Annotated in this window: 23 protein-coding genes; 8 read left to right on the top strand and 15 right to left on the bottom strand. The window is 65.6% G+C overall.

The genetic code is table 11. The annotated features are described in order from the left end of the window. The first annotated feature begins 2 nt into the window (after positions 1–2). Positions 3–1,184, top strand: a complete 1,182-nt coding sequence (locus ACOXXX_RS00345; RefSeq protein ID WP_422824548.1) for a peptidoglycan DD-metalloendopeptidase family protein — start codon at positions 3–5, stop codon at positions 1,182–1,184. Positions 1,185–1,290: 106 nt separating this feature from the next. Here ACOXXX_RS00345 and ACOXXX_RS00340 read toward each other — a convergent pair whose 3' ends face one another. From ACOXXX_RS00340 to ACOXXX_RS00325, 4 genes are read right to left on the bottom strand one after another with little or no spacing between them, the layout of a single operon-like run. Next, positions 1,291–2,118, bottom strand: a complete 828-nt coding sequence (locus tag ACOXXX_RS00340) for an ATP-binding protein (RefSeq protein ID WP_422824940.1) — start codon at positions 2,116–2,118, stop codon at positions 1,291–1,293. Positions 2,119–2,126: 8 nt separating this feature from the next. After that, positions 2,127–3,068, bottom strand: a complete 942-nt coding sequence (tatC, locus tag ACOXXX_RS00335) for a twin-arginine translocase subunit TatC (protein ID WP_422824547.1) — start codon at positions 3,066–3,068, stop codon at positions 2,127–2,129. Beyond that, complete coding sequence (gene tatB / locus ACOXXX_RS00330) at positions 3,065–3,535, bottom strand: Sec-independent protein translocase protein TatB (RefSeq protein WP_422824546.1); 471 nt, start codon at positions 3,533–3,535, stop codon at positions 3,065–3,067. The genes tatC and tatB overlap by 4 nt, the downstream gene beginning before the upstream one ends. A 6-nt stretch (positions 3,536–3,541) precedes the next feature. Further along, on the bottom strand, positions 3,542–3,760 hold the full coding sequence (locus ACOXXX_RS00325; RefSeq protein ID WP_422824545.1) for a twin-arginine translocase TatA/TatE family subunit: 219 nt from the start codon (positions 3,758–3,760) through the stop codon (positions 3,542–3,544). Between the two features lie 200 nt (positions 3,761–3,960). On the opposite strand from ACOXXX_RS00325, the gene ACOXXX_RS00320 reads away from it, so the two are divergent. Beyond that, on the top strand, positions 3,961–4,623 hold the full coding sequence (locus ACOXXX_RS00320) for a helix-turn-helix transcriptional regulator (RefSeq protein ID WP_422824544.1): 663 nt from the start codon (positions 3,961–3,963) through the stop codon (positions 4,621–4,623). A gap of 72 nt (positions 4,624–4,695) precedes the next feature. On the opposite strand, the gene ACOXXX_RS00315 is transcribed toward ACOXXX_RS00320, so the two are convergent. From ACOXXX_RS00315 to ACOXXX_RS00295, 5 genes are all read right to left on the bottom strand, one after another. Next, on the bottom strand, positions 4,696–5,814 hold the full coding sequence (locus tag ACOXXX_RS00315) for an ABC transporter ATP-binding protein (RefSeq protein WP_422824543.1): 1,119 nt from the start codon (positions 5,812–5,814) through the stop codon (positions 4,696–4,698). 18 nt (positions 5,815–5,832) lie between these two features. Further along, positions 5,833–7,209 (bottom strand): sodium:proline symporter, encoded by a 1,377-nt coding sequence (locus ACOXXX_RS00310; RefSeq protein WP_422824542.1) that lies wholly within the window; start codon positions 7,207–7,209, stop codon positions 5,833–5,835. 151 nt (positions 7,210–7,360) lie between these two features. Then, positions 7,361–7,900, bottom strand: a complete 540-nt coding sequence (locus tag ACOXXX_RS00305) for an RSP_2648 family PIN domain-containing protein (RefSeq protein WP_422824541.1) — start codon at positions 7,898–7,900, stop codon at positions 7,361–7,363. Then, positions 7,897–9,117, bottom strand: coding sequence for an RSP_2647 family RNA methyltransferase (locus ACOXXX_RS00300; protein WP_422824540.1), 1,221 nt, complete (start codon positions 9,115–9,117; stop codon positions 7,897–7,899). Before ACOXXX_RS00300 ends, ACOXXX_RS00305 begins: the two co-directional genes overlap by 4 nt. A gap of 80 nt (positions 9,118–9,197) precedes the next feature. Beyond that, positions 9,198–9,833 (bottom strand): DUF6778 family protein, encoded by a 636-nt coding sequence (locus ACOXXX_RS00295; RefSeq protein ID WP_422824539.1) that lies wholly within the window; start codon positions 9,831–9,833, stop codon positions 9,198–9,200. A gap of 252 nt (positions 9,834–10,085) precedes the next feature. Between ACOXXX_RS00295 and edd the strand changes: the two genes are divergently transcribed. Together edd and eda are read left to right on the top strand one after the other, a co-directional pair. Beyond that, positions 10,086–11,891: a phosphogluconate dehydratase gene (gene edd, locus ACOXXX_RS00290; protein ID WP_422824538.1), complete on the top strand. Its 1,806-nt coding sequence runs from the start codon at positions 10,086–10,088 to the stop codon at positions 11,889–11,891. Between the two features lie 65 nt (positions 11,892–11,956). Then, a complete protein-coding gene (gene eda, locus ACOXXX_RS00285) occupies positions 11,957–12,604 on the top strand; it encodes a bifunctional 4-hydroxy-2-oxoglutarate aldolase/2-dehydro-3-deoxy-phosphogluconate aldolase (protein WP_422824537.1) in 648 nt (215 codons plus the stop codon). A gap of 302 nt (positions 12,605–12,906) precedes the next feature. Here the strand turns inward: eda and ACOXXX_RS00280 are convergent, their stop codons facing one another. Both ACOXXX_RS00280 and ACOXXX_RS00275 read right to left on the bottom strand, forming a co-directional pair. After that, entirely contained in the window at positions 12,907–13,179 is a 273-nt protein-coding gene (locus tag ACOXXX_RS00280) for a hypothetical protein (RefSeq protein ID WP_422824536.1), read from the bottom strand. After that, the gene (locus ACOXXX_RS00275; protein WP_422824535.1) at positions 13,176–15,959 is read right to left on the bottom strand and encodes a glutamine-synthetase adenylyltransferase; all 2,784 of its coding nucleotides are present in this window, start codon (positions 15,957–15,959) and stop codon (positions 13,176–13,178) included. The genes ACOXXX_RS00280 and ACOXXX_RS00275 overlap by 4 nt, the downstream gene beginning before the upstream one ends. Positions 15,960–16,104: 145 nt before the next feature. On the opposite strand from ACOXXX_RS00275, the gene ACOXXX_RS00270 reads away from it, so the two are divergent. From ACOXXX_RS00270 to ACOXXX_RS00255, 4 genes are all read left to right on the top strand, one after another. Then, entirely contained in the window at positions 16,105–16,572 is a 468-nt protein-coding gene (locus ACOXXX_RS00270; protein WP_422824534.1) for a YbaK/EbsC family protein, read from the top strand. A gap of 185 nt (positions 16,573–16,757) precedes the next feature. Beyond that, positions 16,758–17,180, top strand: a complete 423-nt coding sequence (locus tag ACOXXX_RS00265) for a DUF2852 domain-containing protein (protein WP_422824533.1) — start codon at positions 16,758–16,760, stop codon at positions 17,178–17,180. A gap of 76 nt (positions 17,181–17,256) precedes the next feature. Further along, positions 17,257–17,700: an RDD family protein gene (locus ACOXXX_RS00260; protein WP_422824532.1), complete on the top strand. Its 444-nt coding sequence runs from the start codon at positions 17,257–17,259 to the stop codon at positions 17,698–17,700. An 83-nt stretch (positions 17,701–17,783) separates the two neighbouring features. Continuing rightward, positions 17,784–18,593, top strand: coding sequence for an arginyltransferase (locus tag ACOXXX_RS00255; protein WP_422824531.1), 810 nt, complete (start codon positions 17,784–17,786; stop codon positions 18,591–18,593). A gap of 266 nt (positions 18,594–18,859) precedes the next feature. On the opposite strand, the gene ACOXXX_RS00250 is transcribed toward ACOXXX_RS00255, so the two are convergent. The 4 genes from ACOXXX_RS00250 to ACOXXX_RS00235 form a co-directional block, all read right to left on the bottom strand. After that, positions 18,860–19,441 (bottom strand): hypothetical protein, encoded by a 582-nt coding sequence (locus ACOXXX_RS00250; protein WP_422824530.1) that lies wholly within the window; start codon positions 19,439–19,441, stop codon positions 18,860–18,862. Positions 19,442–19,693: 252 nt separating this feature from the next. Beyond that, positions 19,694–22,048 carry a TRAP transporter large permease gene (locus tag ACOXXX_RS00245; protein WP_422824529.1) on the bottom strand — a complete coding sequence of 785 codons (2,355 nt, stop codon included), beginning with the start codon at positions 22,046–22,048 and terminating at the stop codon, positions 19,694–19,696. Between the two features lie 15 nt (positions 22,049–22,063). Continuing rightward, positions 22,064–23,002, bottom strand: a complete 939-nt coding sequence (locus tag ACOXXX_RS00240; protein ID WP_422824528.1) for a TRAP transporter small permease subunit — start codon at positions 23,000–23,002, stop codon at positions 22,064–22,066. A 100-nt stretch (positions 23,003–23,102) separates the two neighbouring features. Beyond that, on the bottom strand, positions 23,103–24,188 hold the full coding sequence (locus tag ACOXXX_RS00235) for a TRAP transporter substrate-binding protein (protein WP_422824527.1): 1,086 nt from the start codon (positions 24,186–24,188) through the stop codon (positions 23,103–23,105). Positions 24,189–24,220: the final 32 nt, after the last annotated feature.

Raw genomic sequence — 24,220 nt, 5'->3', positions numbered from 1 at the left:
AGATGACACATGCCCGCATGACCTCCCACACACGCCTGACCGGCGCGGTGATCGCGCTGACAGCACTGGCCGCCTGCGGCGACAGCCCGCTGGATTTCGACATGCGCGGCCGGATGGGCGGATCGGTCGACACCTCGGGCGCCGCGCTCAGCGCCACCGCCCCGCGCCCCAAGCCCGACAGTCGCGGTGTGCTGAGCTATCCCAGCTACCAGGTCGCCGTGGCGCGGCGCGGCGACACGCTGTCGACGCTGGCCACCCGCATCGGCCTGCCGGTGGGTGAGCTCGCCACGTTCAACGGCATCCGGCCCGAGGATCCGCTGCGCGCGGGCGAGGTCATCGCCCTGCCCCGCCGGGTGGGTGAGACGACGGGCGTCATCCGCCCGGCCGCAGAGGTCGATATCACGACGTTGGCGTCGGACGCGATCGACCGCGCGCCCGCAACCCCCGCCCGCACGACCACCGCCGCGCGCAGCGGCGCGGGCGCGGAACCGGTGCGCCACCAGGTCAACCGCGGCGAGACGGCGTTCACCATCGCGCGGCTTTACGGCGTGACGCCGCGGTCGCTGGCCGAATGGAACGGGCTCGACAGCGATTTTTCGGTGCGCGAAGGCCAGTACCTGCTGATCCCGGTCAGCGCCGCGTCGGCCGCGCCGGTCGAGACCGCGACGCTCGAGCCGCAGACCACCGCCCCCCCGGGCACGGGGTCGCGCACACCCGAGCCGCCCTCCGCCTCCAAACCCCTGCCGGAGGCCGCGACCGCCGCGGCGGCGGCCCCGGCGCCGCCGGTCCCCAAGCCCGATATCGGCGAGACCAGCAAGCCCGCCGCCAGCAGCAGCGCCAAGATGTCTTATCCGGTGCAGGGCAGCATCATCCGCGAATATGCCAAGGGCCGCAACGACGGCATCGACATCTCGGCCCCCGCCGGCACGCCGGTGAAGGCCGCCGCCAGCGGCCAGGTCGCGGCGATCACCACCAACACCGACAACGTGCCGATCGTGGTGATCAAGCACCCCGACAATCTGCTCACGGTCTATACGCACCTCGACGGGCTGACGGTGAAGAAGGGCGACGCGGTCAGCCGCGGCCAGAGCATCGGCAAGGTCCGCGCAGGCGATCCCGCGCGCATCCATTTCGAGGTGCGCGACGGGTTCGACAGCGTCGATCCGATGGCCTACCTGAACTGAGGGATCTTGCTTCGGCGTGGTCGGGTCGTGGATCGCCCCCTTGGGGCGATACGAGAGACGCTGTCTCTCGTGCTCTCTGGAGTTTCAGCCAAGAAGAAGGGTCGGATCAGCCGATGCGCACGCCCCGGCGGCCGGCCAGATCGGTGAAGTATTGCCAGGCCACCCGGCCCGAGCGGGCGCCGCGCGTGGCCTGCCATTCGATGGCTTCGGCGCGCAGGGTGTCGTCGTCGATCTTGACCCCGTAGGCGTCGCAATAGCCGCGGATCATCGCGAGGTAGCTGTCCTGATCGCAGGGATGGAAGCCCAGCCAGAGACCGAACCGGTCCGAGAGCGAGACCTTTTCCTCGACCGCCTCGGCGGGGTTGATGGCCGAGCCGCGTTCGTTTTCGATCATGTCGCGGGGCATCAGGTGGCGGCGGTTCGACGTGGCGTAGAAGACCACGTTGTCGGGCCGCCCTTCGATGCCGCCGTCCAGCACCGCCTTGAGGCTCTTGTAATGCTGGTCGTCATGACTGAAAGACAGGTCGTCGCAGAAAAGGATGAAGCGGTGGTCCGAGGCGCGCAGCAGATTCAGCAGGCGTGATACCGAGGGCAGATCCTCGCGTTGCAGTTCCACCAGTTTCAGCGCCAGGCCGCGGGCCTGAAGATCGCCGTGGATCGCCTTGACGATGCTGGATTTTCCCATGCCGCGGGCGCCCCAGAGCAGGGCGTTGTTGGCAGGCAGGCCGCGGGCGAACTGCTCGGTATTGGCCAGCAGCGTGTCACGGGTGCGGTCAAGCCCCACCAGCAGATCGAGCGGGATGCGGCTTACGGTTTGCACCGGTTCCAGCCGGTCGGGCGCGACATGCCAGACGAAGGCCTCTGCCGCGTCGAAATCCGGCGCCCGCAGCGGGGCGGGCGCCATGCGTTCCAAGGCTGCGGCGATCCGGTCCATCGGGTCGGTCACCGGCCCTTGTCCTTGTCCTCCGGATCCTCCTCGTCGAATTCGCGGAAGAGCGGATCGTCCTCGAAATCGGCCTCGGCGGTGTCGTCTTCGGCGGCGTCGTCGTCTTCATCCTCGAACCACAGGCCCTGCGCGCGCAACTCGGCCTCGCGCTTGCGCTCGACCCTCGCGACGAGGAAGATCGATACCTCGTAAAGCCCGTAGACCACCACGAAGAGGATGATCTGGGTGATGACGTCGGGGGGCGTCACCAGGGCGGCGAGCACCAGGATCGCCACGACCGCGTATTTGCGCACGTTGCCCAGCCCAACGGCGGACACGAGCCCCGCCTTGCCCATCAAGGTCAACAGCACCGGCAGCTGGAAGCAGAGGCCGAAGGCGACGATGAACTTGATTGTGAGATTGAGGTATTCTTGGGCCGAGCCCTGGAAGACCACCGACAGGCCCTGGGTCACCTCTTCGCCCACCACAGCCTCGCCCGAGGCGCCGAACTGCTGGAAGCCCAGGAAGAAGTCGTAGGCCAGCGGCGTGACCACGTAAAAGGCAAAGGACGCGCCCAGCAGAAACATGAAGGGCGAGGCAATCAGGAACGGCAGAAACGCGCCCTTTTCGGACTTGTAGAGCCCCGGCGCCACGAACCGCCACATCTGGTTGGCGATGAAGGGAAACGCCAGCATGAAACCGCCCAGAAGCGACACCTTGATCGCGACGAAAAAGCCTTCCTGCGGAGAGATGAAGATCAGGTCGCAATCCTGGCCGCGCTGCGACAGCACCTGGCAAAGCGGGTTGGTCAGGAAGTTGAAGATCGGCGTGGCAACGGTGAAACAGATCACCATGCCGATCAGGAAATAGATCACGCTGTGGATGAGCCGCGTGCGCAGTTCCGCCAGATGTTCGATCAGCGGGGCGCTGCTGTCCTCGATCTCGTCCTGGGCGCTCATGCCTTGTCCTCGGGACCGTCGGGCGCATTGGGGTCGGGCGTCAGCGCGGCGTCAAGCTCATTGGCCTTGGCCAGCGCCGCGTCGGCGTCGCGCTTCATGCGTTCGGCGGCCTTGCGCGCCGATGCGGCCTCGATCTTCTTGCGGTCGGCGGCGCGTTTCGCGCTCAGCTTGCCGGTTTCGCTTTCGGGATCGATCTTGAGGTCGGTCATCGACTTAGCGGCACTTTTCACCCCGTCCATCGCCGAGGACATCGGGTTGGTCGCGGATTTGAAGGTCTTGGCCACGTCGCGCATGCCGGAATCGTCTGCCGCGTCGTTCATCGCGCGGCTGAATTCACGCGCCATGCCCTTTGCCTTGCCGACAAACCGTCCGACATTGCGAAAGAGCACCGGCAGGTCCTTGGGCCCCACCACGATGAGGGCCACGACCCCGATGACCAGAAGCTCGGTCCAGCCAAGATCGAACATTCGGGTTTAAACCTTGTCTTTCTCGGTGTCCGGAGTGACATCGCGGGCCTTGTCGGCCTGGTCTTCGTCGTCCAGTTCCTTGGAGCCGTCGCTGACGCCCTTCTTGAAGGCGGTGATGCCCTTGCCGACCTCGCCCATCAGGCTCGAGATCTTGCCGCGGCCGAACAGCACCAGCACCACCACCGCGATCAGCAGAAGGCCGGGAAGGCCGATATTGTTGAGCATGTCTTTCTCCTCTCGTGCGGGGCCTGCACGCCCCGGCTGAAATCACCTGCGCTGTCTATCGGGTTTCGCGGCCTCGGAAAAGCGCCAAACAGGGGTTTTGCGGCACCTCTGGGCGCATATTTGCCGGGCTGTTTGTCAGTAACTTGTCAGGTGACAGGTTTCTGTCAGTATTGCGCCGAAACCAACAGGGAATCACCCGGGTGAAACGCGCCGACAGGCTCTATGCGCTGATGCAGCAACTCCGCTCGGGCGGGCTGCACCGGGCCGAGGATCTGGCCCGCGATCTGGGTGTGTCGGTGCGCACGATCTACCGTGACATGGACACGCTCGCGGCCTCGGGCGTGCCGGTCGAGGGGGCGCGCGGTCTGGGCTATACCGCGCGCGCCGCGATCACCCTGCCCCCGTTGAACCTGACCGACCCCGAGCTCGAGGCGCTGCACTTGGGCCTCGCAGCCGTCGGGGCCTCGGACATGGCCGAACTGGCTGCGGCGGCGCAGGCGCTGTCGGCCAAGATCGACGCGGTGCTGCCGCAGGACACCGGGCCCACGCCGGGCCGCTTCGGTTTTGCCACCTACCCGTTTGCAGAGGCCGCAGAGGGCTTTCGCCACATGCCCGCCTTCCGCGCCGCCATCCGGGCGCGGCAGAAGCTGCGGCTGCGGCTGCAGGGCGACGCCGCAGACCGGCTGGTCCGGCCTCTGCACATCGACTACTGGGGCCGCATCTGGACCTGCATCGTGTGGGAGGAGACCGCCGACGCCTTCGCCAGCTTCCGCATCGACCGGATCACCGATCTGGCCCCCGCCCCGGGTCTCTTCGTCGATGAGCCGGGCAAGACCCTTGCGGACTACAGAAAACGGTCCTGATCTTCTTCGGTTTCCAATAACCTCAGAGAGCACGAGAGACAGCGTCTCTCGTATCCGGCGCAGCCGGATGCCCTATCCCGTCACCGGAAAGATGAAACACCGGTCGCGGCGCACGGTCAGCCACATCGGCGTGCCGCGTTTGGGCAGGAACACGTTGGGCACCGTGGCCTTGAGCACCGCATCCTCGAAATCCATGCGGAACTCCACCAGGCTTTCCGATCCCATGAACCGCGCGCGCTCGACAACGCCGCGGGCCGCCGTGCCCTGTTCGGCGGTCGGGTTGGGGCCGCGCCCGGCGCGGTCGAAATCGATGCCCACGTGCTGCGGGCGAAAGACGATGTCGACCGACGCGCCGTCAGGCTGGCCGGGCGCCAGGAACTGGCCAAAGGGCGTGTCCACCAGCGCCCCCTTAACAATGCCCCGTATCACGTTGACATCGCTGAAAAACGCGACGGCTTCGCGGTCCGCCGGAGCATTGTAGATGTTGTAGGGCGCGCCGCGCTGCACGATCCGACCGTCGCGCATCAGCGCGATCTCGTCGGCCATGCGCATCGCCTCTTCGGGCTCATGCGTGACTAGCAGGACGCTGGTGCCTTCCTCTTTCAGCAGCGCCAGCGTTTCGTCCCGGATGCCGTCGCGCAGACGGTTGTCGAGGCCGGAGAACGGCTCGTCCATCAGCATGACGCGCGGGCGCGGCGCCAGCGCCCGGGCCAGCGCCACGCGCTGCTGTTCACCGCCCGACAGCTGATGCGGAAAGTCGTCGATGAAATGCAAGAGCCCCACCCGGTCCAGCAGTTCAACCACCCGCGCGCGTTGATCGGTCTTGCTGCCCGACAGGCCAAAGGCGACGTTCTGCCCGACGCTGAGATGCGGAAACAGCGCGAAATCCTGGAACATCAGCCCGATCGACCGGCGTTCGGGCGGCACGCGAAACACCGTGTCGCAGATCAGTTTGCCATCGACGAGGATCTCGCCTTCGTCCTGCGCATCGACCCCGGCGATCATCCGCAATGTCGTGGATTTGCCGCAGCCCGACGGCCCCAGAAGACAGGTGACATGGCCCGGCAGGATGCTGAGGCTCACGTCATCGACCACCCGCTTGCCGTCGAAACGGCGCACGAGATGCCGGATTTCCAGTCTCGGGACTGCTGCGTTCACGCTCGCCTCGCCACCTTTCCCGATGAAAACCATCGGGTTTGATGCGGCGTATCAGGCAGCGGCCCCCTTCGCAACCCTGCGGCTGCCCAGCAGCGCGGCGGCAAAGCCGATGATCAGCACCGTCATGCAGATCACCAGAAGCTGTTCGTATTTGTGCCCCGCTGGCAGCAGCGCCGCGATCCAGGCCGTGCCGCGCGCGAAATAGACCGCCGCGCCCAGTATCGCCGCGGCAAAGGCGACAAGATAGGCCCAAAGCGCGATCCGGCGGCGCAGCACCAGACCGAAGATCAGCACCGGCGTCAGGAACATGCTGGCGGTGCCGCTGACCGCCACCGCGTCAAAGAGCGTCTGGTTGCCCCAAAGCGTGAGCGCCGTGCCCGAGGCCATCACGATCACCATCGCCACCCGCCCGCCGGTCAGCGTGCGCGGCGCCAGCCGCAACTCCTCGACCGCGAGCCGCGCCGCAGAGGCCAGCGCAGAATCGAGCGTGGAGAGCGCCGAGACCAGCAGCGACACCATCAGCAGGACGAATACCCACGCCGGAAACATCGCCGCCCAGGTGCCGATCAGCTCGCCCTCGTACGCCGCCCCCGTCAGGCTGGCCTGAATGCCGAAAAAGCCGAAGGCGATGATGCAGAGCGCCGAGATCCAGAAGGCGTGCAGGAAGGACGCGCGCGTCGTGGCAGGATCGGCCAGAAACCCGCGGTCCATCATCACCGGATCATGCGCCGGGTAGGAGAAGACCTGCAAGGCCGCCACCAGCATCAGCACCCAGCCCAGATAGCCGCCCGCGGCGCCGGGGGCGGTAACAACGGCCGCCAGATCAAATCCGGGCATGGTCAGCAGGGCGACAAAGGCGATGGCAAAGACCACGAGAAAGACCGCCATCTGCAGCACGTCGGTGCGCAGCGCCGCACTGAGCCCGCCCCAGGCGGAATAGGCCAGGCCGAGCGCCGCGACAATCAGGATCGCCGCCGTGCCGCTGCCGGGCAGAAGGGCGGCGAAGATCAGCCCGACGACCAGCAGGTTGGCAAAGACCTCGGACAGAAGCCGCAGCGCGATGACAAGGTTGTAGGCCGCGGTGCCGGTGGCGCCGAATTCGCTGCGCAGCCAGTCCTGCACCGACCCCGCGCCGCGCGCCCGCAGCCGCGCGACGATGAAGCCGCCGGTCAGGAAGGACCCGTAGTAGGCCGCATAGGCCAGCGTCCCCGCGATGCCGTAGTAATAGCCCAGGATGGCCGAGTTCATCAGGGATCGGGCAAAGATCCAGGTTGTGACCTGGCTCAGCACCAGGACCCAAAGGCCCGGGGCGGCGCCGTTGGCGCCGGTGCCGCCGAAAAAGCCCTCGACACTGGCGCGGCGCGGGGCGGCCAGCAGGCTGGCCAGAAGGATGACGCCGAAAATCGTAATGAGGGCTGTGGCTTGCATGGGAAACTCCAGACGGGACCCGGCACCGCTAGCAAGCGGTGCGGTGCCGCGCCAGCCCTGTTGCACGCTGCCCGCGCGAATGTGAGCCGGCGCGAGGACGCCCGCACGGGCGGAAGAGCCGCCTCTCCGCCCTGCCGGGCGTCGGCGCCGACTAGCCCACCGCCTTGCCCAGCCGCGGAAGCCGCGCCTTTTTCAAAAGCGCGCGCATCTGCCAATCCTCGCCCGATAGCCTGCGCGCCTGATCGAGGACCCGCCCGCACACCTCCGCGACCGTGTCGGGATCGGCTTGCCAGAATCCCAGCAGAAGCGCATCGGGATCGGCCCGGCTCAGCCCCTCGTCCGCCAGTTCGCCGCGCGGGAAATCCGCCGCGTTCAGCGTCACGATCACCTCGGCCGATCCGGCCACCGCCGCCGCCAGCACATGGATGTCGCCCGGATCCGGCAACCACAGCCGCGCCTCAAGCGATGGCGGCCAGGACACCTCGGCTCCGGGCCAGGCCGCCCGCAGCTGCGCGATTTCGGCCCGTGCCTGCGCCTCCCCGCCGGGGCCAAGCTTGCGCGCCGCCCGCGCCCATTCCTCGAGGATGCGGGCCGACCACAGCGGCGTGTAGGCCCCGCGCGCCGCCACCCCCAGCAGCACCTCGCGCATCACCGTGGGATACAGTACGCAGGTGTCCAGAACGACCTTCACAGCCGGAAGAACAGCGCCTTGAGGTATCCGCTTTCCGCCAGTTGCGGCAGCAGCGGATGGTCCGGCCCCGCGCCGCCCGTGTGGATCAGCTGCGCGCGCCTCCCGGCCCGCCCGATGCCGCGCAGGCAGGCCCCGGTGAAGGCGGTGATGTCCGCCGCATGCGAGCAAGAGCAGAGCACCAGATAGCCGCCCTCCGCCACCAGCGGGGCGGCCAGCCGCGCCACCCGTTCGTAGGCGCGCAACCCCTTGTCGAGCGCCGGTTTCGACGGGGCAAAGGCGGGCGGGTCGCAGATCACGAGGTCAAACGCCTCGTCCTCTTCGCCCAGGGCCGTCAGCGCGTCAAAGGCATCGCCCTGGCGCACCGCGAACCGGTCCGCCGCGCCCATCCGCGCCGCACCGTCCTGCGCCAAGGCCAGCGCCGGGGCCGATCCGTCGACCGCCAGGGCCGAGGCCGCCCCGCCCGCCAACGCCGCAAGGGCAAAGCCGCCCACGTGGCTGAACACGTCCAGCACCCGCGCGCCCTGCGCCAGCCGCGCGGCAAAGGCGTGGTTCGGGCGCTGATCGAAGAAAAGCCCGGTCTTCTGTCCGCCGGTCACATCGGCCAGATAGGTTGCGCCGTTCATCACCACCGGCACCGGCGCGTCCGGGGCCTGCCCCCGCAGGGCCGCGTCCACGTCATCGAGCCCTTCCAGCGACCGCCCCCGCCCGCCTGCGTTCTTGAGGATCGTGGCACACGCCGTGACATCGGCCAGCGCCTCTGCCAGCGGGGTCAGCAGCACATCGGCCCAGGCGGCATTGGGCTGCACGACGCAAATGTCGCCAAAGCGGTCGATGATCACCCCGGGCAGCCCGTCGGCCTCGGCATGAACAAGGCGGTAGAACGGCGCGTCGAAGAGCCGTTGGCGCAAGTCCAGCGCGCGGGCAATTCGTGCGGCGAACCAGGCCTGATCGGGCGCATCCGTGCCTTCGGGATCAAGCATCCGGCAGAAGATCTTGGAATTGGGATTGACCGCCACCAGCCCCATGGGCGTGCGCTCATGGTCCTGCAACTGCGCCACCGTCCCGGGGCGCAGCGCCTTGGTGCGGCGGTCGAGCACCATTTCATTGGCAAAGACCCAAGGAAAGCCGCGCCGGACCGCGCGGGCATTGGCCTTGGGCGTCAGGCGCACCACGGGAAGGGTGGCGTCGGTGTCGGGGGAGGATGCGGCTTGGCTCATGCCGCCCTCTTAGCCGCTCCCCCTCTGCGAGGAAAGCGCCCTTTCAACGGGGCGCTTTCCGGCACGAAAGGGCAAGGTGCCTAGCGGATGCGGTTGATCGCCTGCATTAGTCCCATCTCGGTCGCCTGGTAGCCCTGGGGATCGGTCAGTTCCTGTTCGATGACCCCGACAAGGTGGTTGGTGATGCGGTATTTCTGGGTGACACCCCGCGCCTCGGCCGCCAGGGCGCGGCTGCCGCCCAGCCCTTCGAGATCGGCGCGCACGGTTCGCTGGGGCACAAGCACCGCGCCGGTTTCGGGGTCGCGCACTGTCATGTCAAAGGTGATCGCGTGGATGCCACCGACGGTATAGCGGGCCTTTTCGGTCATGGCGTGAAACCGCTTCACGACGATGTCGACCCGCACCGGACGTTCGCCCTGCACCGCCTGGGCGCTGCGCGCAAGGCTGGTCTCGAAGATCGCCTTGACCTGTTCGTAGCGGTCGCCCGCCGGGTCGCCACGCCAGACGATGTCGCCGCCGGGATAGTAGCGGTTGGCCTCAGACACGCGCAGGCTGCGCGGGACCTGTACCGAATATTCGGCGATCCGCACGGACGGCGCGATCTGCGCGACATGCATCGGTTCCGGCGGGGCATTGCGCGAGGCGGTGTCCACCGTGGCGCAGGCCGACAGTGACAGCCCCATCAGCAGGCCGCAAAACAGCTTGGATTTCTTCATGCTCGTCTTCCTCTTTTTCGAGGTCTTGGCGCCTCATCCATTGCTATGCCGAGCGAATCGGGCAGGTTTATGGCAAATTTCGCGAAAATCCTTTGAGGGGCGCGGTCAGGCCCGGCATGGGTGCCGCGCTTGGGCACCCCCCGTGCCCCCTGGGCCGCAGACATCCGGTTCACGGCTTTACTGTTAGCGCTAACCGATCTAGATATAAACCAGACCACCCCAAACAGCTTTCCTCAGGACAAGGCACATCCCATGACCCTGAACGCCACCATCGCCAAAGTCACCGACCGGATCGAAGAGCGCAGCGCCGAGATGCGCGGCATTTACCTTGACCGCATGCGCCGCGCCGCGGACGAAGGGCCGCGCCGCGCGCACCTGACCTGCGGCAACCAGGCTCACGCATACGCGGCCATGGGCGAGGACAAGGACAAGCTGGCCGGGGGCCGCACGCCCAATATCGGGATTGTCACCGCCTATAACGACATGCTGTCAGCGCACCAGCCGTTCGAGAAGTTCCCCGAAGTGATCCGCGCCGCTGCCCGCGCGCAGGGCGCCACGGCGCAGGTCGCAGGCGGTGTGCCCGCCATGTGCGACGGTGTCACCCAAGGCCAGGTGGGGATGGAGCTGTCGCTCTTTTCCCGCGACGTGATCGCGCTCGCCGCCGGGGTGGCGCTGTGCCACAACGTCTTTGACTCCGCGCTTTACCTGGGCGTCTGCGACAAGATCGTGCCGGGCCTCGTGATCGGGGCCGCGACCTTTGGCTACATCCCCGGCATTTTCCTGCCCGCCGGGCCGATGACCAGCGGCCTGCCCAACGACCAGAAGGCCAAGGTCCGTCAGCAGTTCGCCAGTGGCGAGGTCGGGCGGGACGCGCTGATGAAGGCCGAGATGGAAAGCTATCACGGCCCCGGCACCTGCACCTTCTACGGCACCGCGAACAGCAATCAGATGCTGATGGAATTCATGGGCCTGCACCTGCCCGGCGCATCCTTCGTGAACCCGAACACGCCGCTGCGCGAGGCGCTGACCGTGGCCGGCACCGAACGCGCGCTGGAAATCACCGCGCTTGGCAACGACTACCGCCCGGTCTGCGACGTTCTGGATGCCAAGGCCTTTGTCAACGGCATGGTGGGTCTGATGGCCACCGGCGGATCGACCAACCTGGTGCTGCATCTGCCTGCCATGGCGCGGGCCGCGGGCATCGCGCTGGAGCTAGAGGATTTCGACGAGATTTCCAACGCCGTGCCGCTGATGGCCAAGGTCTATCCCAACGGTCTGGCGGATGTGAACCACTTCCACGCTGCGGGCGGGCTGGGCTACATGATCGGCGAGCTTCTGGACGCAGGCCTGCTGCACGAGGACGTCAAGACCGTCGCGGGCGACGGGCTGAAGCTCTATACCCAAGAGCCCAAGTTGCAGGATGGCCGCGTGACCTATGCCCCCGGTGCGGGCACGTCGCAGAACGAAAAGATCCTGCGCCCGGTCTCCGATCCCTTCCAGAAAACCGGCGGGCTGCAGCAGCTTACCGGCAATCTGGGCCACGGTATGATGAAAACCTCGGCCGTCGATCCGTCGCGCCACGTGATCGAGGCGAAGGCCCGCGTGTTCCAGGATCAGGAAGAGGTGAAGGCCGCCTTCAAGGCGGGCGAATTCACCGAAGACACCATCGTCGTCGTCCGCTTTCAGGGTCCGTCGGCGAACGGCATGCCGGAGCTGCATTCGCTGACCCCGACACTGGCGGTGCTGCAGGACCGCGGACTCAAGGTCGCGCTTGTCACCGACGGGCGCATGTCGGGTGCCAGCGGCAAGGTGCCGTCGGCGATCCACATCTCACCCGAGGCGGCCAACGGCGGCCCGCTCGCGCGGGTCAAGGAGGGCGACGTGATCCGGCTTGACGCCACAAATGGCACCATCGACTGCCTGGCCGAGGATTTCGACAGCCGCGAGCCGGTCAGCGCCGATCTGTCGGACAATGGCCACGGCGTCGGGCGCGAACTGTTCCGCGCCTTCCGCGAAAACGTCGGCCTGTCGTCGAACGGGGCGGCGGTGGTGGTCTGATCGCCCCCTTGCCCCTGCGGCATCACGCCCCTTAGAACCTGCTCAAACCAATCAAAGGTCCAAACATGCTTACGCCCCTAGCCGCCTCCTCCCAGTCCGAAGCGCTGTGTCGGCTGGCCCCGGTGATTCCGGTGCTGGTGATCGACGATGCCGGTTCCGCCCGCGCCCTGGCCGAGGCGCTGGTGAGCGGCGGCTTGCCCGCGCTCGAGGTCACCCTGCGCACGCCCGCGGCGCTCGACGCGATCCGCGAAATGGCCAAGGTAGAGGGCGGCACCGTCGGCGCGGGCACCCTTCTGACGCCGCAGGATGTGCACAACGCCGTCGAGGCGGGCGCCAAGTTCGGTGTCTCGCCCGGTGCCACAGACACCATCCTGACCGCCTGCGAAGAGGCGGACCTTCCGCTGCTGCCCGGCGCCGCCACCGCGTCCGAGGCGATGCGCCTGCTGGAACGTGGCTACGCCGTGCAGAAGTTCTTTCCGGCCGAGGCCAATGGCGGTGTGCCGGCACTCAAGGCCATCGGCGCGCCGATTCCTCAGGTGCGGTTCTGCCCGACGGGCGGCGTGTCGCTGAAGAACGCGCCTGATTACCTAGGCCTATCCAACACGCTGTGTGTGGGCGGAAGCTGGGTCGCGCCCAAGGATCTTGTGGCCAAGGGCGACTGGAAAGCGATCGAGGAACTCGCCCGCGAGGCCGCGGCGCTGTCGCGCAGCTAGGGCGTGATGCGATTGGTTTGAAACGGCCTTGAGCGGACCTTGCGCAACCGGGCGAGGAGCCGCGCCATTGCAGGCGCGTGCGGTTGCGATCAGGTGTTTTAGCTCTGCGCTTTATGCCAGCCAAATCCGCACGCCTCCCCGGCTATGCGCTAAGCGCAGCCACATCGCAGCCGCGTGGGGGCGCGACTGCGATGGCGCGGCGGCCTTCGGCCCTGATTCCGCGCCGGGTGCTTGGCTCAAACGTCCGCTTCAGACCGCTCGCGCGCATTTCGACCTGAGCTCACCCCGCTGTAGGGCGGCCCCTACTCCCGGTCGCGCGCCCTGCCCCTCCAGCCGCCGCGACGGCGCGGGGCGGCGATGCTGGCGCGTCCTTCGGTTAGCACCTCGGTCATCGGATGCCCCGGCGTGCCGTACCGCGCCAGCAACGCGTCGATCAGCGCACCGGTATCGGCGTCCATCGGCACGGCCAGCGCCCAGTCCAGAAAGATCGTCCGGCATTCGCCATAGGTGATCCCGTCGATCTTGTAGGCCTCGGCGATGAGGCCCTTGGGATCAATTGCGTCGCCCTTTTTCATCGACTCTCCTCGATTTCCGGAAGGGCGGCATCGATGATCGACGCGGACCGCGCGGTCATGTCCATCAGCCTTTCCGCCAGCGCGCCGATGCTGTCGGCCCCGGTCAGGCGGCGCAGAAAGGCACAGCCGCCCGCGCCCTGCGTGTCGGGGTCGAAACCGCTGTCCGAAATCAGCTTTGTCCCGCATTGCAGGCTCCAGCAAAGCGCGTAGGTCGCAGCCAGGTGATCGGCGTCGGCGCTGCTTAGCCAGCCCGCCTGCGCGGCGGCCGCCAGCCCGTCTCCCACCGCCCCGGGGGCGGTGCCGGACAAGAGCGCGCCCGCCTGCGCCACCAGTTCGATATCCTGCATCCGGCCCGGACCGAGCTTGGCGTCCCAGGCCCCCGACGGGGCCTTTGCCGCGGCGATCCGCGCGCGCATCTGCGCCACTTCGGCCAGGATATCGGCGCGATCGCGCGGCGCCGACAGCAGCGTTTGGCGGAATTCCGTCACATCTTCGGCCAGATCGTCCGGGCCCGCCACCGGCCGCGCGCGGGTCAGCGCCAGATGCTCCCACACCCAGGCGTTTTCGCGCTGGTAGGTCTGGAACGCGCCCCAGGAGGTGGCCACCGGACCCTGGTTGCCCGAGGGGCGCAGCCGCATGTCGACCTCGTAAAGCTTACCTTCGGCCATGGGCGCGGTCATGGCGGTGATCAGCGCCTGAGTAAGACGCGCGTAATACTGCCGCGCCGCCAAGGGTTTGCGCCCCTCGGAAAAGGCGTCGCCCTGCGGATCGTAGATCACGATCACGTCGAGGTCGGACCGCGCGTGCAGCCGCCGCGCGCCCAGCGACCCCATGCCCAGCACGATCGCACCCCGCCCCGGCGGGGCCCCGTGTTTCAGCGCGAATTCCGTCTGCACCACGGGCCAGAGCGCGGACAGCGTCGCGCCCGCCAGATCGGCATAGGCATACCCCGCCTCATCGGCGTCGATCAGCCCGCGCAGAAGGTGCACACCGACGCGGAAATGCCATTCCTTGCCCCAGCGCCGGGTCGCATCAAGCTGGCTTTCGTAATCCGGCTCGCGCGCCAGAACCTCGGCCAGGTCGGCGTGCAGCGCATCCGCGCCCGGCCAGGGGGAAAAGAAATCACCGCCGATCACCGCGTCGAACACGCCCGCGTTGCGCGACAGGTGCCGCGCCAGATCGGGCGAGGTGCCGGTGATGTCGACCAACAGGTCGATGAGTTGCGGATTGGCCTCAAACAGCGAAAACACCTGCACCCCCGCGGGTAGGCCTTCCAGAAAACCGTCAAAGGCCAGCAGCGCCTCTTCGGGCCGTGCGGTGCTGTCCAGCCGACGCAGAATTTCCGGCTTCAGCCGCTTGAAGATCTCGACCGCGCGGCCCGAGCGCAAGGCGGCATAGCGCGGCCAGCGGGCGGTGATGTCGTGATGCTGCAGCGCCGCCGGTTCCGGTTCACCTGCGGCGTCGGGGGCAAAGAAATCCTCGGTCAGGTGATGCACCGCCTCGAGCCGCCGGGTCAGATCGCGGCGCAGGTCGGCGGGGTCCTGCCCCATCAGGCAGGCGAGACGCCGGAAGCCGTCGTCGGAGTTTGGCAGATCGTGGGTCTGCGCATCCTCGACCATCTGCACCCGGTGTTCGACCTCGCGGTGCGCGCGATAATGCTCGGCCAGTTCCCTTGCCACCTCGAGCGGGACCCAGCCCTTGTCGGCCAGCACGCCCAGGCCCGGCACCGTGCCGCGCGCCCGCAATTCCGGGTCGCGTCCCCCGGCGATCAATTGGCGCGTCTGGGTAAAGAACTCGATTTCGCGAATACCGCCGCGCCCCAGCTTCATGTTGTGCCCCGGCAGGGTGATCGGCCCGCCCAGCCCCTTGTGTTCGCGGATGCGCAGGCGGATGTTGTGCGCATCCTCGATGGCGGCGAAATCCAGATGCTTGCGCCAGACGAAGGGGCGCAGGGTCTGCAGAAACCGCTCGCCCGCGGCGATATCGCCAGCACAGGCCCGCGCCTTGATATAGGCCGCACGTTCCCAGGTGCGGCCTAGGCTTTCGTAATACCGCTCCGCCGCTTCCATCGCCATGCAGACCGGGGTGACCGCCGGATCGGGGCGCAGGCGCAGATCGGTGCGGAAGACATAGCCGTCGCCGGTCGAATCGCTGAGCAGCGCCGACATCTGCCGCGTGGCGCGGACAAAGCCCTGCCGCACCTCGAAAAAGCTGTCGGGATCGAACCGGGTTTCATCGAACAGGCAGATCAGGTCGATATCCGAGGAATAGTTGAGCTCGTGCGCGCCCATCTTGCCCATGGCCAGCACCACCATGCCGCCCGCGCTGTCCAGATCGTCCTCGGTCACGCCGGGCAGCTTGCCGCGCTTGACCTGCTGCGCCACGCCGATGCGCAACGCCGCGTGGCAGGCGGCATCCGCAAGGTCGGTCAGCGCGCCGGTCACTGTTTCCAGCGGCCAGACCCCCGCGAGATCGGCCAGCGCCGTCAGCAGGGCGACGCGGCGCTTGGCCTGCCGCAACCGCGCTGCGGCGTCGGACCCGTTGGCCTGCCGTGCCGCCTGCAGCGCCTGCGAAAGGGCTGCGTCAGGGTCGTCGAGCGCGCCCTGAAGCCAGTCGGCTTCCTTGCCGATGAGGCCGCGCAGATACGGGCTCGACCCGCCGGTGCCTTCCAGCACCTCGCGCACGGCCCCCTTGGCCCAGGGCACCAGCGCGCGGGTGTCGGCGGCGCGGTCGGGGTCGAAGGGATGCGGGCTGCGGGTGATATGATCGGCAAAACTCATGTCGGCAGATGGCCACTTCTGGCGCAGCGTTGCAATGGGTGGCAGCGCACCGCCCGGGCGAATTCTCGGGCACGCGCGGCGCGCAGCCGCTTGCATCCCTCCGGCCCGACGGCCAGTTTGGCCACAGCATCACGAAAGGGACGACATGAGCAAGAGCCTGAAACGCGTGCGCGCGGCGCTGATCGACGCGGGCCAGCCCGATGCGGTGCGCGAGGTCGGACAGGCCCGCACCGCGCAAGAGGCCGCGGATGCGGTCGGTTGTCACCTCGACCAGATCGCCAAGTCGATCATCTTTCGCGCCGAGGCGACGGATACCGCGGTGCTGTTCCTGACAGCGGGCGGCAACCGCGTCGACCACGCCAAGGCCTCGGCGCTGGCGGGCGAACCGCTGGGCAAGGCGGGGGCCGAACTGATCCGCGCGCAGACGGGGTTTGCCATCGGCGGCGTCGCCCCCATCGGGCACCTCAACCCCATTCGCGCCTGGGTCGATCCCCGGCTCTTGCAGTTCGAAACGGTCTGGGCCGCGGCCGGTACGTCACGCCACGTTTTCCCGCTGGCCCCCGATATTCTGCTGTCTCTGACCGGCGCCGTGACGGCGGATTTCGTGCTCTGACGCTAGCCGAAACCCTATTTCGGCGCCCGTTCTTGCTGAAAAATCCCACAAAATCAATCTGAAACCGAAAAAATCGGACCCAATGTAAAAAACATTCACATAAACCCTTGAAGGTGCCGCCCCCGGTTGCCATCTGTTGTCATGTGAAAAGCATTCACATTGCAACATCAACAACGGAGACCAGCATGACATCCGCACAACAGACTGCCCCCTACGTGGCCAACCCCGGTTGGTTCTCCCGCGCCGAGTCCTGGCTTGACAGCAAGGGCAAGGCCGCATGGATCGCCGCGATGGTTCTGGGCTTTATCTTCTTCTGGCCGGTCGGCCTGGCCCTTCTCTTCTACATGATCTGGAGCAACCGCATGTTTTCGAAATCCTGCCGCAAATCCATGAAAAGCAACAGCTTCACCGCGATGAAGTCGAGCGGAAACGCCGCATTCGACGCCTACAAGGCCGAGACCCTGCGCCGCCTGCAGGACGAGCAGGAGAACTTTGAAGCCTTCCTGGCCCGCCTGCGCGAAGCCAAGGACAAGGCAGAGTTCGACCAGTTCATGGAAGAACGCGCCAACGCCGCGCAGGACAGCCGTGACGACCAGGCCAACGCCTGATCCGGCACACCCATTGCATGGCCCCCTTGCCGGGGCCATGTTTTCTGTTCACCCCCCCACCGACCCGAGGGACCCCATGCACGCCTATGCCTCTCACCTGCCCGACCCGGCGCATCAACCCGAATTCTATGCCACCGTTCCGGTCAAGCGGGCGATGGCCTGGGTGTTCGACACCCTTGTCACCATGGCGCTGGTTGTGCCTGCGGTCGTGATGACCGCCTTCATCGGGCTTTTCTTCCTGCCGGTGCTCTATTTCACCGTCGGCTTTATCTACCGTGTCCTGACCATCGCGGGCGGCTCTGCCACCTGGGGGATGCGGCTGATGTCGATCGAACTGCGCGACGCGCAGGGCCAGCGGTTCGACCTGGGCCAGGCCTTTGCCCATACGGCGGGCTACACGTTCTCGCTGCTCGTGGCGCCGCTGCAGCTGGTGTCTGCGATCTTCATGTGCGTGACCGATCGCGGTCAGGGCCTGACCGATCTGGCGCTGGGGTCGGTGATGATCAACCGCCGGGCCTGACCCGCTATTTTCGGGGGGGTTGGCGGCACAGAGTTCTGTTGCTAGGTTTGAAACGATCAGGTTTCCCAGAGTAATGAGATCTCATGCGTCACACGCTGCCCCTTGCGCCCCAGTTCTATGTGACGGCTCCGCAACCCTGCCCCTACCTGCCCGGCCGGATGGAGCGAAAGCTGTTCACGGCGTTGCAGGGCGAAAACTCTGAAAAACTGAACGACAGCCTGTCCAAACAGGGCTTTCGCCGGTCGCAGAACGTGCTCTACCGCCCGTCCTGTTCGGATTGCGCCGCGTGCCTGTCGGCGCGAATCGACGTGGCGAAGTTCCGGCCGTCGAAAAGCCAGCGCCGCACGCTCAACCGCAACAAGCACCTGTCGCGCCGCGCGTCGTCGCCTTGGGCCACGGAAGAGCAGTACACGCTGTTCCGCCGCTACCTGGACGACCGGCATGCGGATGGCGGCATGGCGGATATGGATGTCTTCGAATTCGCCGCGATGATCGAGGAAACCCCGATCCGCAGCCGCGTCGTCGAATATTCCGATGACGACGACACGCTGACGGCGGTGTGCCTGACGGATGTGCTCGATGACGGGCTGTCGATGGTTTATTCGTTCTACGAACCCGACCTGCCCAAGCAAAGCCTGGGCTCGTGGATGATCCTCGATCATATCGAGATCGCGCGCGAGGCGGGCCTGCCATTCGTCTACCTGGGCTACTGGGTGCCCGGCAGCCCGAAGATGGGCTACAAAGCGACGTTCTCGGGGCTTGAGCTCTACCGGCAAGGCCGCTGGCAGCCGATGGGCGATCCGGCGGACTACAGCGCCGACATGCACCCCCTGTCGACAGATCCGATTGCCGAACAGGTCGCCAATATCTCGCTTCCCGACACGCGCGGCTGACAAGACGGGCGCGCCGACGGCGGGCACACGGACGGCACCGGCTTCGCGTCCCGAACACGGCTGTCCCAGAATGTCGGCTCAGCGGACAAACCGCAAATTCGCTGCAGCCGCCCCAATGACTGCTATTGATCAGCGGATCAATATGCTTTGGCGCAGGTAGGCGTTATTCTGCAATAAAGGATCAATATCCTAGGGAATTTTGGGTGGACAGCACCCAAACGGTGATACGACGCTCAACTCTGCAGGCTGCAAAAGATAGAAATGAATTAGGTATTTGAGGCGCTATCCAAGTGTTTCTTGATCGCGTCTCTGCAAGTGTCTCGTACCAATTTTGCCTCTGTTAGAACCAACTCTATCGGCTCGCCTGTTCCCATCAGCGTATTCAAGCGTTCTGATGAGTCGCTAACTACTTTGTTAATATCTTCACCAAGCTTCGCGGCAAGATCAGGGTCTTGACCTATCATGTGCCCAATCCACCGCGTGATTGCTGATAGCTTAGCGGTCGTGTCGGCAACAGCGTTGTGGTACTCTTGCACGTTCTTAGAGCTGAAGTTTAGGACGCCAACTGATATTCGAAAAGAAGCTTCATAGAACTCCTTCGTGGGGGCTTCGGATGAACGACGTATCGTTCGCTCTGCCTTCTCAATAGCCGCATCGAACTTATCTAACGCTTCCTCTAGTGGCGTTAACATCGAAATACGGTTCTGGACGGCTCCCACACTGGAAGAGGGGAGTGTCTTAGCTTGGCTGATCTGAATAAGCTGTAAAATTACCGCTGCACCCTGTAAGCACACGGCTGCGAGCAAAAAAGGATCAGGATCGACTAGCTCATTATTCCTCTGGTTCATGTTATCTAAACTACTGTTGTTCGCTGTTTCATGTTACCTGTGACATCTTCAAAATCTTACTGGTCACCGGTGGGAAACTCCAGTTCGTAATGGCCCAATATCGTGGACAAGGCCACAATCTCCAAAGCAGACCTTTGCTTCGATGCAGAACAAGTGCATACGGAGGCAATCCCGCCGTTCGCAGCGCTTGGACCAGCGGCGAAAAAGGCCGCTCCAACCGGAGCGGCCTTCTTTCTCACTGTTCCGGCTGGATCAGTTCGGGATCAGGTCCGGTACGATGGTGACGATGCCGGGGAAGAACCACAGGATCGCCAGCCCGACCACCTGGATTAGCACGAAAGGCGCCACGCCACGGTAGATGTGGCCGGTGGTGACCTCTTTGGGTGCCACGCCGCGCAGATAGAAGAGCGCAAAGCCGAAGGGCGGTGTCAGGAACGAGGTTTGCAGGTTCACCGCGATCATGATCGTGACCCATTTGGGGTCGAACGATCCGCCATAGATCACCGGCCCGACGATGGGCACCACGATGTAGATGATCTCGAGGAAATCGAGCACGAAGCCCAGCACGAAGAGCACCAGCATTACGATCAGGAAGACTTTGATCTCGGAATCGAAGCTTTGCAGGAACTGCTGGATGTAATGCTCGCCCCCAAAGGAGATGACCACGAGGTTCAGAAGCTGCGAGGCGATCAGGATGGTGAAAACCATGCTGGTCACCTTGGCGGTTTCGCGCACCGCAGGCGTCAGTACGCCCGAGGTGTAGAGTACCCAGCAACTGAAGAGCAGCCCGAAGAGCGCATAGAGGTAGGCCGCATAGCTCACCACGAAGGCGATCCAGGATTCCACGCTGACCCCATCGAGGTTGATCCGCAGGTCGAAATTGATGCCCACGAGGATCATGATCATCACCGCGAAGGTCGACCAGATGATGATCTTGGGGCTGCGGTCCTGTTCCTTGAGCTTGCGGTAGGCCGCGAGCATGATCGCGCCCGCCGCCCCCAGCGCCGCAGCCGGGGTCGGGTTGGTGATCCCGCCCAGGATCGACCCCAGCACCGCCACGATCAGGACCAGCGGCGGAAAGACGACGCGGATCAGTTCGTTCTGCGCCATGCGCGACGCGGCGGTCCGTGTCGACCAAAGCGCCAGCGCCGCAGGGATGGCCATCATCAGCACCATCGCCCCCATCGAGGTCTGCGGCCCGACAAAGAGCACATCGACCAGCAGCACGCCCAGGATGCCGATGGCCCCCAGGATCAGCGGCTTGGGGTCCGACGACGGCGACACGCCGCGCGCGGTGGTGAGCAGCAGGCCCAGCATGACCGCAAGGATCGCCACGCCGGTGCCGATGGGCGCGGCATCTGCCACCATAACGGCGCGCGCTTCCTCGATCTCTTCGGGCGTCAGGCGCACGCTTTCTGCGGCACCGCCGGCCTCGTCGATGGCGGCCTGTTCGGCAAGTGCCGCATCCCATGCCGCCTGCCCGTGCAGTTCGATCATCGACGCCTGGCATTCCGGCCCCACGTTGGTGCGCAGGCTCGCCGCCTCCCCGATGTCGGAAAAGCTGTCGACGGTGATGCTCTGGCTGCCCACAAGCCCGACATTGGCCAGCAGGATCGTACCCACGATCAGCGCGATGGGCGCGCCCAGGAACCAGGTAAAGCCCTCGCCCCGGGTGATCACCTCACCATTTGCGGCGCCCATTTCGACCGCCGGCGCCTTTTCGGGATTGAGCAGCGCAAAGGCGAAGGCATAACCCGCGTACAGAAGCGCCAGCAGGATGCCGGGCAGCAGCGCCGCCTGAAAGAGCGTGCCGACCGACACGACCGCCGGTTCGCCCAGGTAGGTCAGCGCATCGGTGCAGCCCGCGAGTTGCGCGCGATTATCCTGCGCGGCGGAATAGAGGTCGCCCGCAAGCGTGCCCAGCAGAACGATCACGATGGACGGCGGGATGATCTGACCCAGCGTGCCGCTGGCCGCGATCACGCCTGTCGCCAGTTCCGGCGAATAGTTGTTGCGCAGCATGGTGGGCAGCGCCAGCAGGCCCATGGTGACGACCGTGGCCCCCACGATGCCGGTCGAGGCCGCCAGAAAAGCGCCCACCACGACGATGGACACGGCCAGACCGCCGGGCAGAGGGCCGAAAACCCGGGCCATGGTGGTCAGCAGGTCGTTGGCGATCTTGGAGCGTTCGAGCACGATCCCCATCAGCACGAACATGAGAACCGCCAGCAGCGTTTCGATGCTTTGCCCCGCCAGAACCCGTTCGTTGATCCGGTTGACGATAAAGCTCACGTTGCGGTCCAGCGCGGTTTCCCAGCCGTTGGGAAAGACCGGCATGCCGATGCGCGGCAGGTCCGGGTTTCGGAAGATCGAAATGGCCTTTTCATTGGCCCCCGACGCCACCAGCGCGTTGTACGCGTCCGAGCTTTGGTCGATGGCCTGGTGGATCAGCAACCCGGCGCTGTCGAGCGCCGCGATTATCCCGAAAGAAATGACCCCCGCGCCGCCGATGGCAAAGGCCACCGGAAACCCCGACAGGATCGCCGAAAAGAGCGTGACGAATACGATGATCAGGCCGATCTCGACGCCATCAAGTCCGAATAGCATGTCTGTTCCCCGCCCTTAAAATTCCGCGTGGTCGTAGGCGTCTTCGCCTGCGTCGAGCACGTCTTTGTCCAGATATTTGCCTTCGGACTCCTCGCCCTCCTTCAGCTCGAGGTACGAGCGGTAGAAAAAGGCGATGGCCTGCAGGAAGATCAGCCCGCAGAAGGCCACCAGCAGGATCTTGAAGAGGAAGTACGCGGTAAAGCCGTTGGGGCTGAAGCCGATGGTCTCAACGTTCCAGCGCAGGGCGCGGGATTTGTTCAGAAGTCGGTCCAGCGTGTCCGACGCCGACGGGTTCGGCACGATCAGATGGCGCCACAGGAAGAACCAGCCGTAAAGCCATATCAGCACCGCCATCGGCATCATGAAGAACAGGCTGCCGAACATGTCGATGATGCGCTTGGCACGGTAGCTGACGGCGGAATAGATCAGGTCGACCCGCACGTGCCCGCCCTGCACGAAGGTGTAGGTCAGGCAAAGCGCCACGACCAAGGCATTGTAAAGCTTGAGCTCTTCGGCCCACCAGCTGATGTCGAACTGCAGCGGGATGCCAAAGCCGATGGAAATGTCGGGCCGGGTAAAGATGCGCTGCAGAAAGACGATGATGACCTGTTGCAGGACCATCAGCAGCCCCGCCCAGGCGAAGAAGCGGCCCAGCCCGTTGGCCAGCCCTTCGAGCACGCGCACGCAGCCCCACATGAAGCTGTTGCGCCACAGGCCAACGGCTGTCAGCACCAGAAAGGCGGTGAAGACCACAAAGAAGAATTCGACCGATCCGCCGTAGTAGACGAACCGCATGATCGCCTCCTTGTTGCTCCAGTCAAGCCAGAGCTGCGGATGCGTGATCGCATAGCCGAAGTTCACGAAGGCCATGGCGATGTTCTGCAGCACCCAGAGGATCCCCTCTGCCAATGCGCCGAACGCCCCGGCCAAACCGACTGCGCCGTCTTCTTCCATGAATTCCCCCAAGGCTTCGGTTTTGCCCGAAGTACATTATGCGGTTAAGGGGTCCCCGCGCGTGGCGGAAACCCCCGGTCCTGTTCCGATCAGTGACGGATCACTGGCCCAGCACGCGCACGCGCTGTGCGACGTAGTAGCCGTCGGACTTGTTGATCCAGCTTGCCGACGAAGCCAGCGATTCCTCGAACGATCCACGGATGCGGGCAAAGAGCTCGTCACCCATGTTCTCGTCCATCACCTCGGCAGACGCGCGGCCGAAGGCATCCCAGACGTCGTCCGAGAACTGCAGCGTCTTGACGCCCTGCGCCTGCAGACGTGCCAGTGCCGCACCGTTGTTGGCCAGCGTTTCGGCCAGCTGGTAGTGGGTGACCGCCTGGCTGGCGATGTCGAGGATGTTCTTGTGGTTTTCGCTGAGGTCGTTCCACACGTCGAGGTTGACCGAAGAGGCCAGCGCCGAGCCCGGCTCGTGGAAACCGGCGGTGTAGTAGATCTTGGCGACTTCCTGGAAGCCGGCGCGTTCGTCGGCCATCGGGCCCACCCACTCCAGACCATCGAGCGCGCCCGAGCTGAGCGCCTGATAAAGCTCGCCGCCGGGGATGTTCTGGACCGACGCGCCCAGCTTGCCCAGCACCTGGCCGCCCAGGCCGGGCATGCGGAACTTGAGACCGTTGAAATCGTCGGCGCTGGTGATCTCGTTGCGGAACCAGCCACCGGACTGCGAACCGGAGTTGCCCGCGATCAGACCCTTGAGGTTGAAGATCGAGCCCAGCTCGTCGTGCAGTTCCTGACCGCCGCCGTGGTGGTACCAGTTGGCCACTTCCTGCGCGGTGCCGCCGAACGGCACGGCGGTGAAGAAGGCATAGCCCGGGTGCTGACCGACGAAGTAGTAGTCGGCCGAATGGTACATGTCGGCCTGGCCCGAGGACACGGCGTCGAACACTTCCAGCGCGCCCACAAGTTCGCCCGGGGCCTTCTTGTCGATGGTCAGGTTGCCGTCCGATACCTTGTTGACATAGTCGACCAGGTAGCTTGCGGCGTCATCGAGAACGGCAAAGCCACGCGGCCACGACGTGACCATGGTCAGGGTCCGCTTGCCCTGCGCATAGGCCGGTGCGGCCAGCGTCGATGCAGCGGCAGCCGAGCCGCCAAGCGCCGATGTTCTCAGAAAAGAGCGACGATCCATAAGGTTCCTCCCGTTTTTATGGATGCGCGGCG

It is taken from the genome of Thalassococcus sp. BH17M4-6 (assembly GCF_049323015.1).
In the GTDB taxonomy this organism is placed as follows: domain Bacteria; phylum Pseudomonadota; class Alphaproteobacteria; order Rhodobacterales; family Rhodobacteraceae; genus Puniceibacterium.
The sequence above is the reverse complement of the archived record's forward strand: the minus strand, read 5'-3'. Positions and strand labels throughout refer to the sequence as shown.

Excerpts from the sequence above, each read along its gene's own strand:
- tatC (WP_422824547.1), bottom strand. The coding sequence starts at position 3,068 with ATGAGCGCCCAGGACGAGATCGAGGACAGCAGCGCCCCGCTGATCGAA.
- tatB (WP_422824546.1), bottom strand. The coding sequence starts at position 3,535 with ATGTTCGATCTTGGCTGGACCGAGCTTCTGGTCATCGGGGTCGTGGCC.
- ACOXXX_RS00265 (WP_422824533.1), top strand. The coding sequence starts at position 16,758 with ATGACATCCGCACAACAGACTGCCCCCTACGTGGCCAACCCCGGTTGG.
- ACOXXX_RS00310 (WP_422824542.1), bottom strand. The coding sequence starts at position 7,209 with ATGCAAGCCACAGCCCTCATTACGATTTTCGGCGTCATCCTTCTGGCC.
- ACOXXX_RS00295 (WP_422824539.1), bottom strand. The coding sequence starts at position 9,833 with ATGAAGAAATCCAAGCTGTTTTGCGGCCTGCTGATGGGGCTGTCACTG.
- ACOXXX_RS00275 (WP_422824535.1), bottom strand. The coding sequence starts at position 15,959 with ATGAGTTTTGCCGATCATATCACCCGCAGCCCGCATCCCTTCGACCCC.
- ACOXXX_RS00300 (WP_422824540.1), bottom strand. The coding sequence starts at position 9,117 with ATGAGCCAAGCCGCATCCTCCCCCGACACCGACGCCACCCTTCCCGTG.
- ACOXXX_RS00260 (WP_422824532.1), top strand. The coding sequence starts at position 17,257 with ATGCACGCCTATGCCTCTCACCTGCCCGACCCGGCGCATCAACCCGAA.
- ACOXXX_RS00345 (WP_422824548.1), top strand. The coding sequence starts at position 3 with ATGACACATGCCCGCATGACCTCCCACACACGCCTGACCGGCGCGGTG.
- ACOXXX_RS00325 (WP_422824545.1), bottom strand. The coding sequence starts at position 3,760 with ATGCTCAACAATATCGGCCTTCCCGGCCTTCTGCTGATCGCGGTGGTG.
- ACOXXX_RS00255 (WP_422824531.1), top strand. The coding sequence starts at position 17,784 with ATGCGTCACACGCTGCCCCTTGCGCCCCAGTTCTATGTGACGGCTCCG.
- ACOXXX_RS00240 (WP_422824528.1), bottom strand. The coding sequence starts at position 23,002 with ATGGAAGAAGACGGCGCAGTCGGTTTGGCCGGGGCGTTCGGCGCATTG.
- ACOXXX_RS00280 (WP_422824536.1), bottom strand. The coding sequence starts at position 13,179 with ATGAAAAAGGGCGACGCAATTGATCCCAAGGGCCTCATCGCCGAGGCC.
- ACOXXX_RS00235 (WP_422824527.1), bottom strand. The coding sequence starts at position 24,188 with ATGGATCGTCGCTCTTTTCTGAGAACATCGGCGCTTGGCGGCTCGGCT.
- eda (WP_422824537.1), top strand. The coding sequence starts at position 11,957 with ATGCTTACGCCCCTAGCCGCCTCCTCCCAGTCCGAAGCGCTGTGTCGG.
- ACOXXX_RS00315 (WP_422824543.1), bottom strand. The coding sequence starts at position 5,814 with ATGGTTTTCATCGGGAAAGGTGGCGAGGCGAGCGTGAACGCAGCAGTC.
- ACOXXX_RS00250 (WP_422824530.1), bottom strand. The coding sequence starts at position 19,441 with ATGAACCAGAGGAATAATGAGCTAGTCGATCCTGATCCTTTTTTGCTC.
- edd (WP_422824538.1), top strand. The coding sequence starts at position 10,086 with ATGACCCTGAACGCCACCATCGCCAAAGTCACCGACCGGATCGAAGAG.
- ACOXXX_RS00340 (WP_422824940.1), bottom strand. The coding sequence starts at position 2,118 with ATGGACCGGATCGCCGCAGCCTTGGAACGCATGGCGCCCGCCCCGCTG.
- ACOXXX_RS00245 (WP_422824529.1), bottom strand. The coding sequence starts at position 22,048 with ATGCTATTCGGACTTGATGGCGTCGAGATCGGCCTGATCATCGTATTC.
- ACOXXX_RS00270 (WP_422824534.1), top strand. The coding sequence starts at position 16,105 with ATGAGCAAGAGCCTGAAACGCGTGCGCGCGGCGCTGATCGACGCGGGC.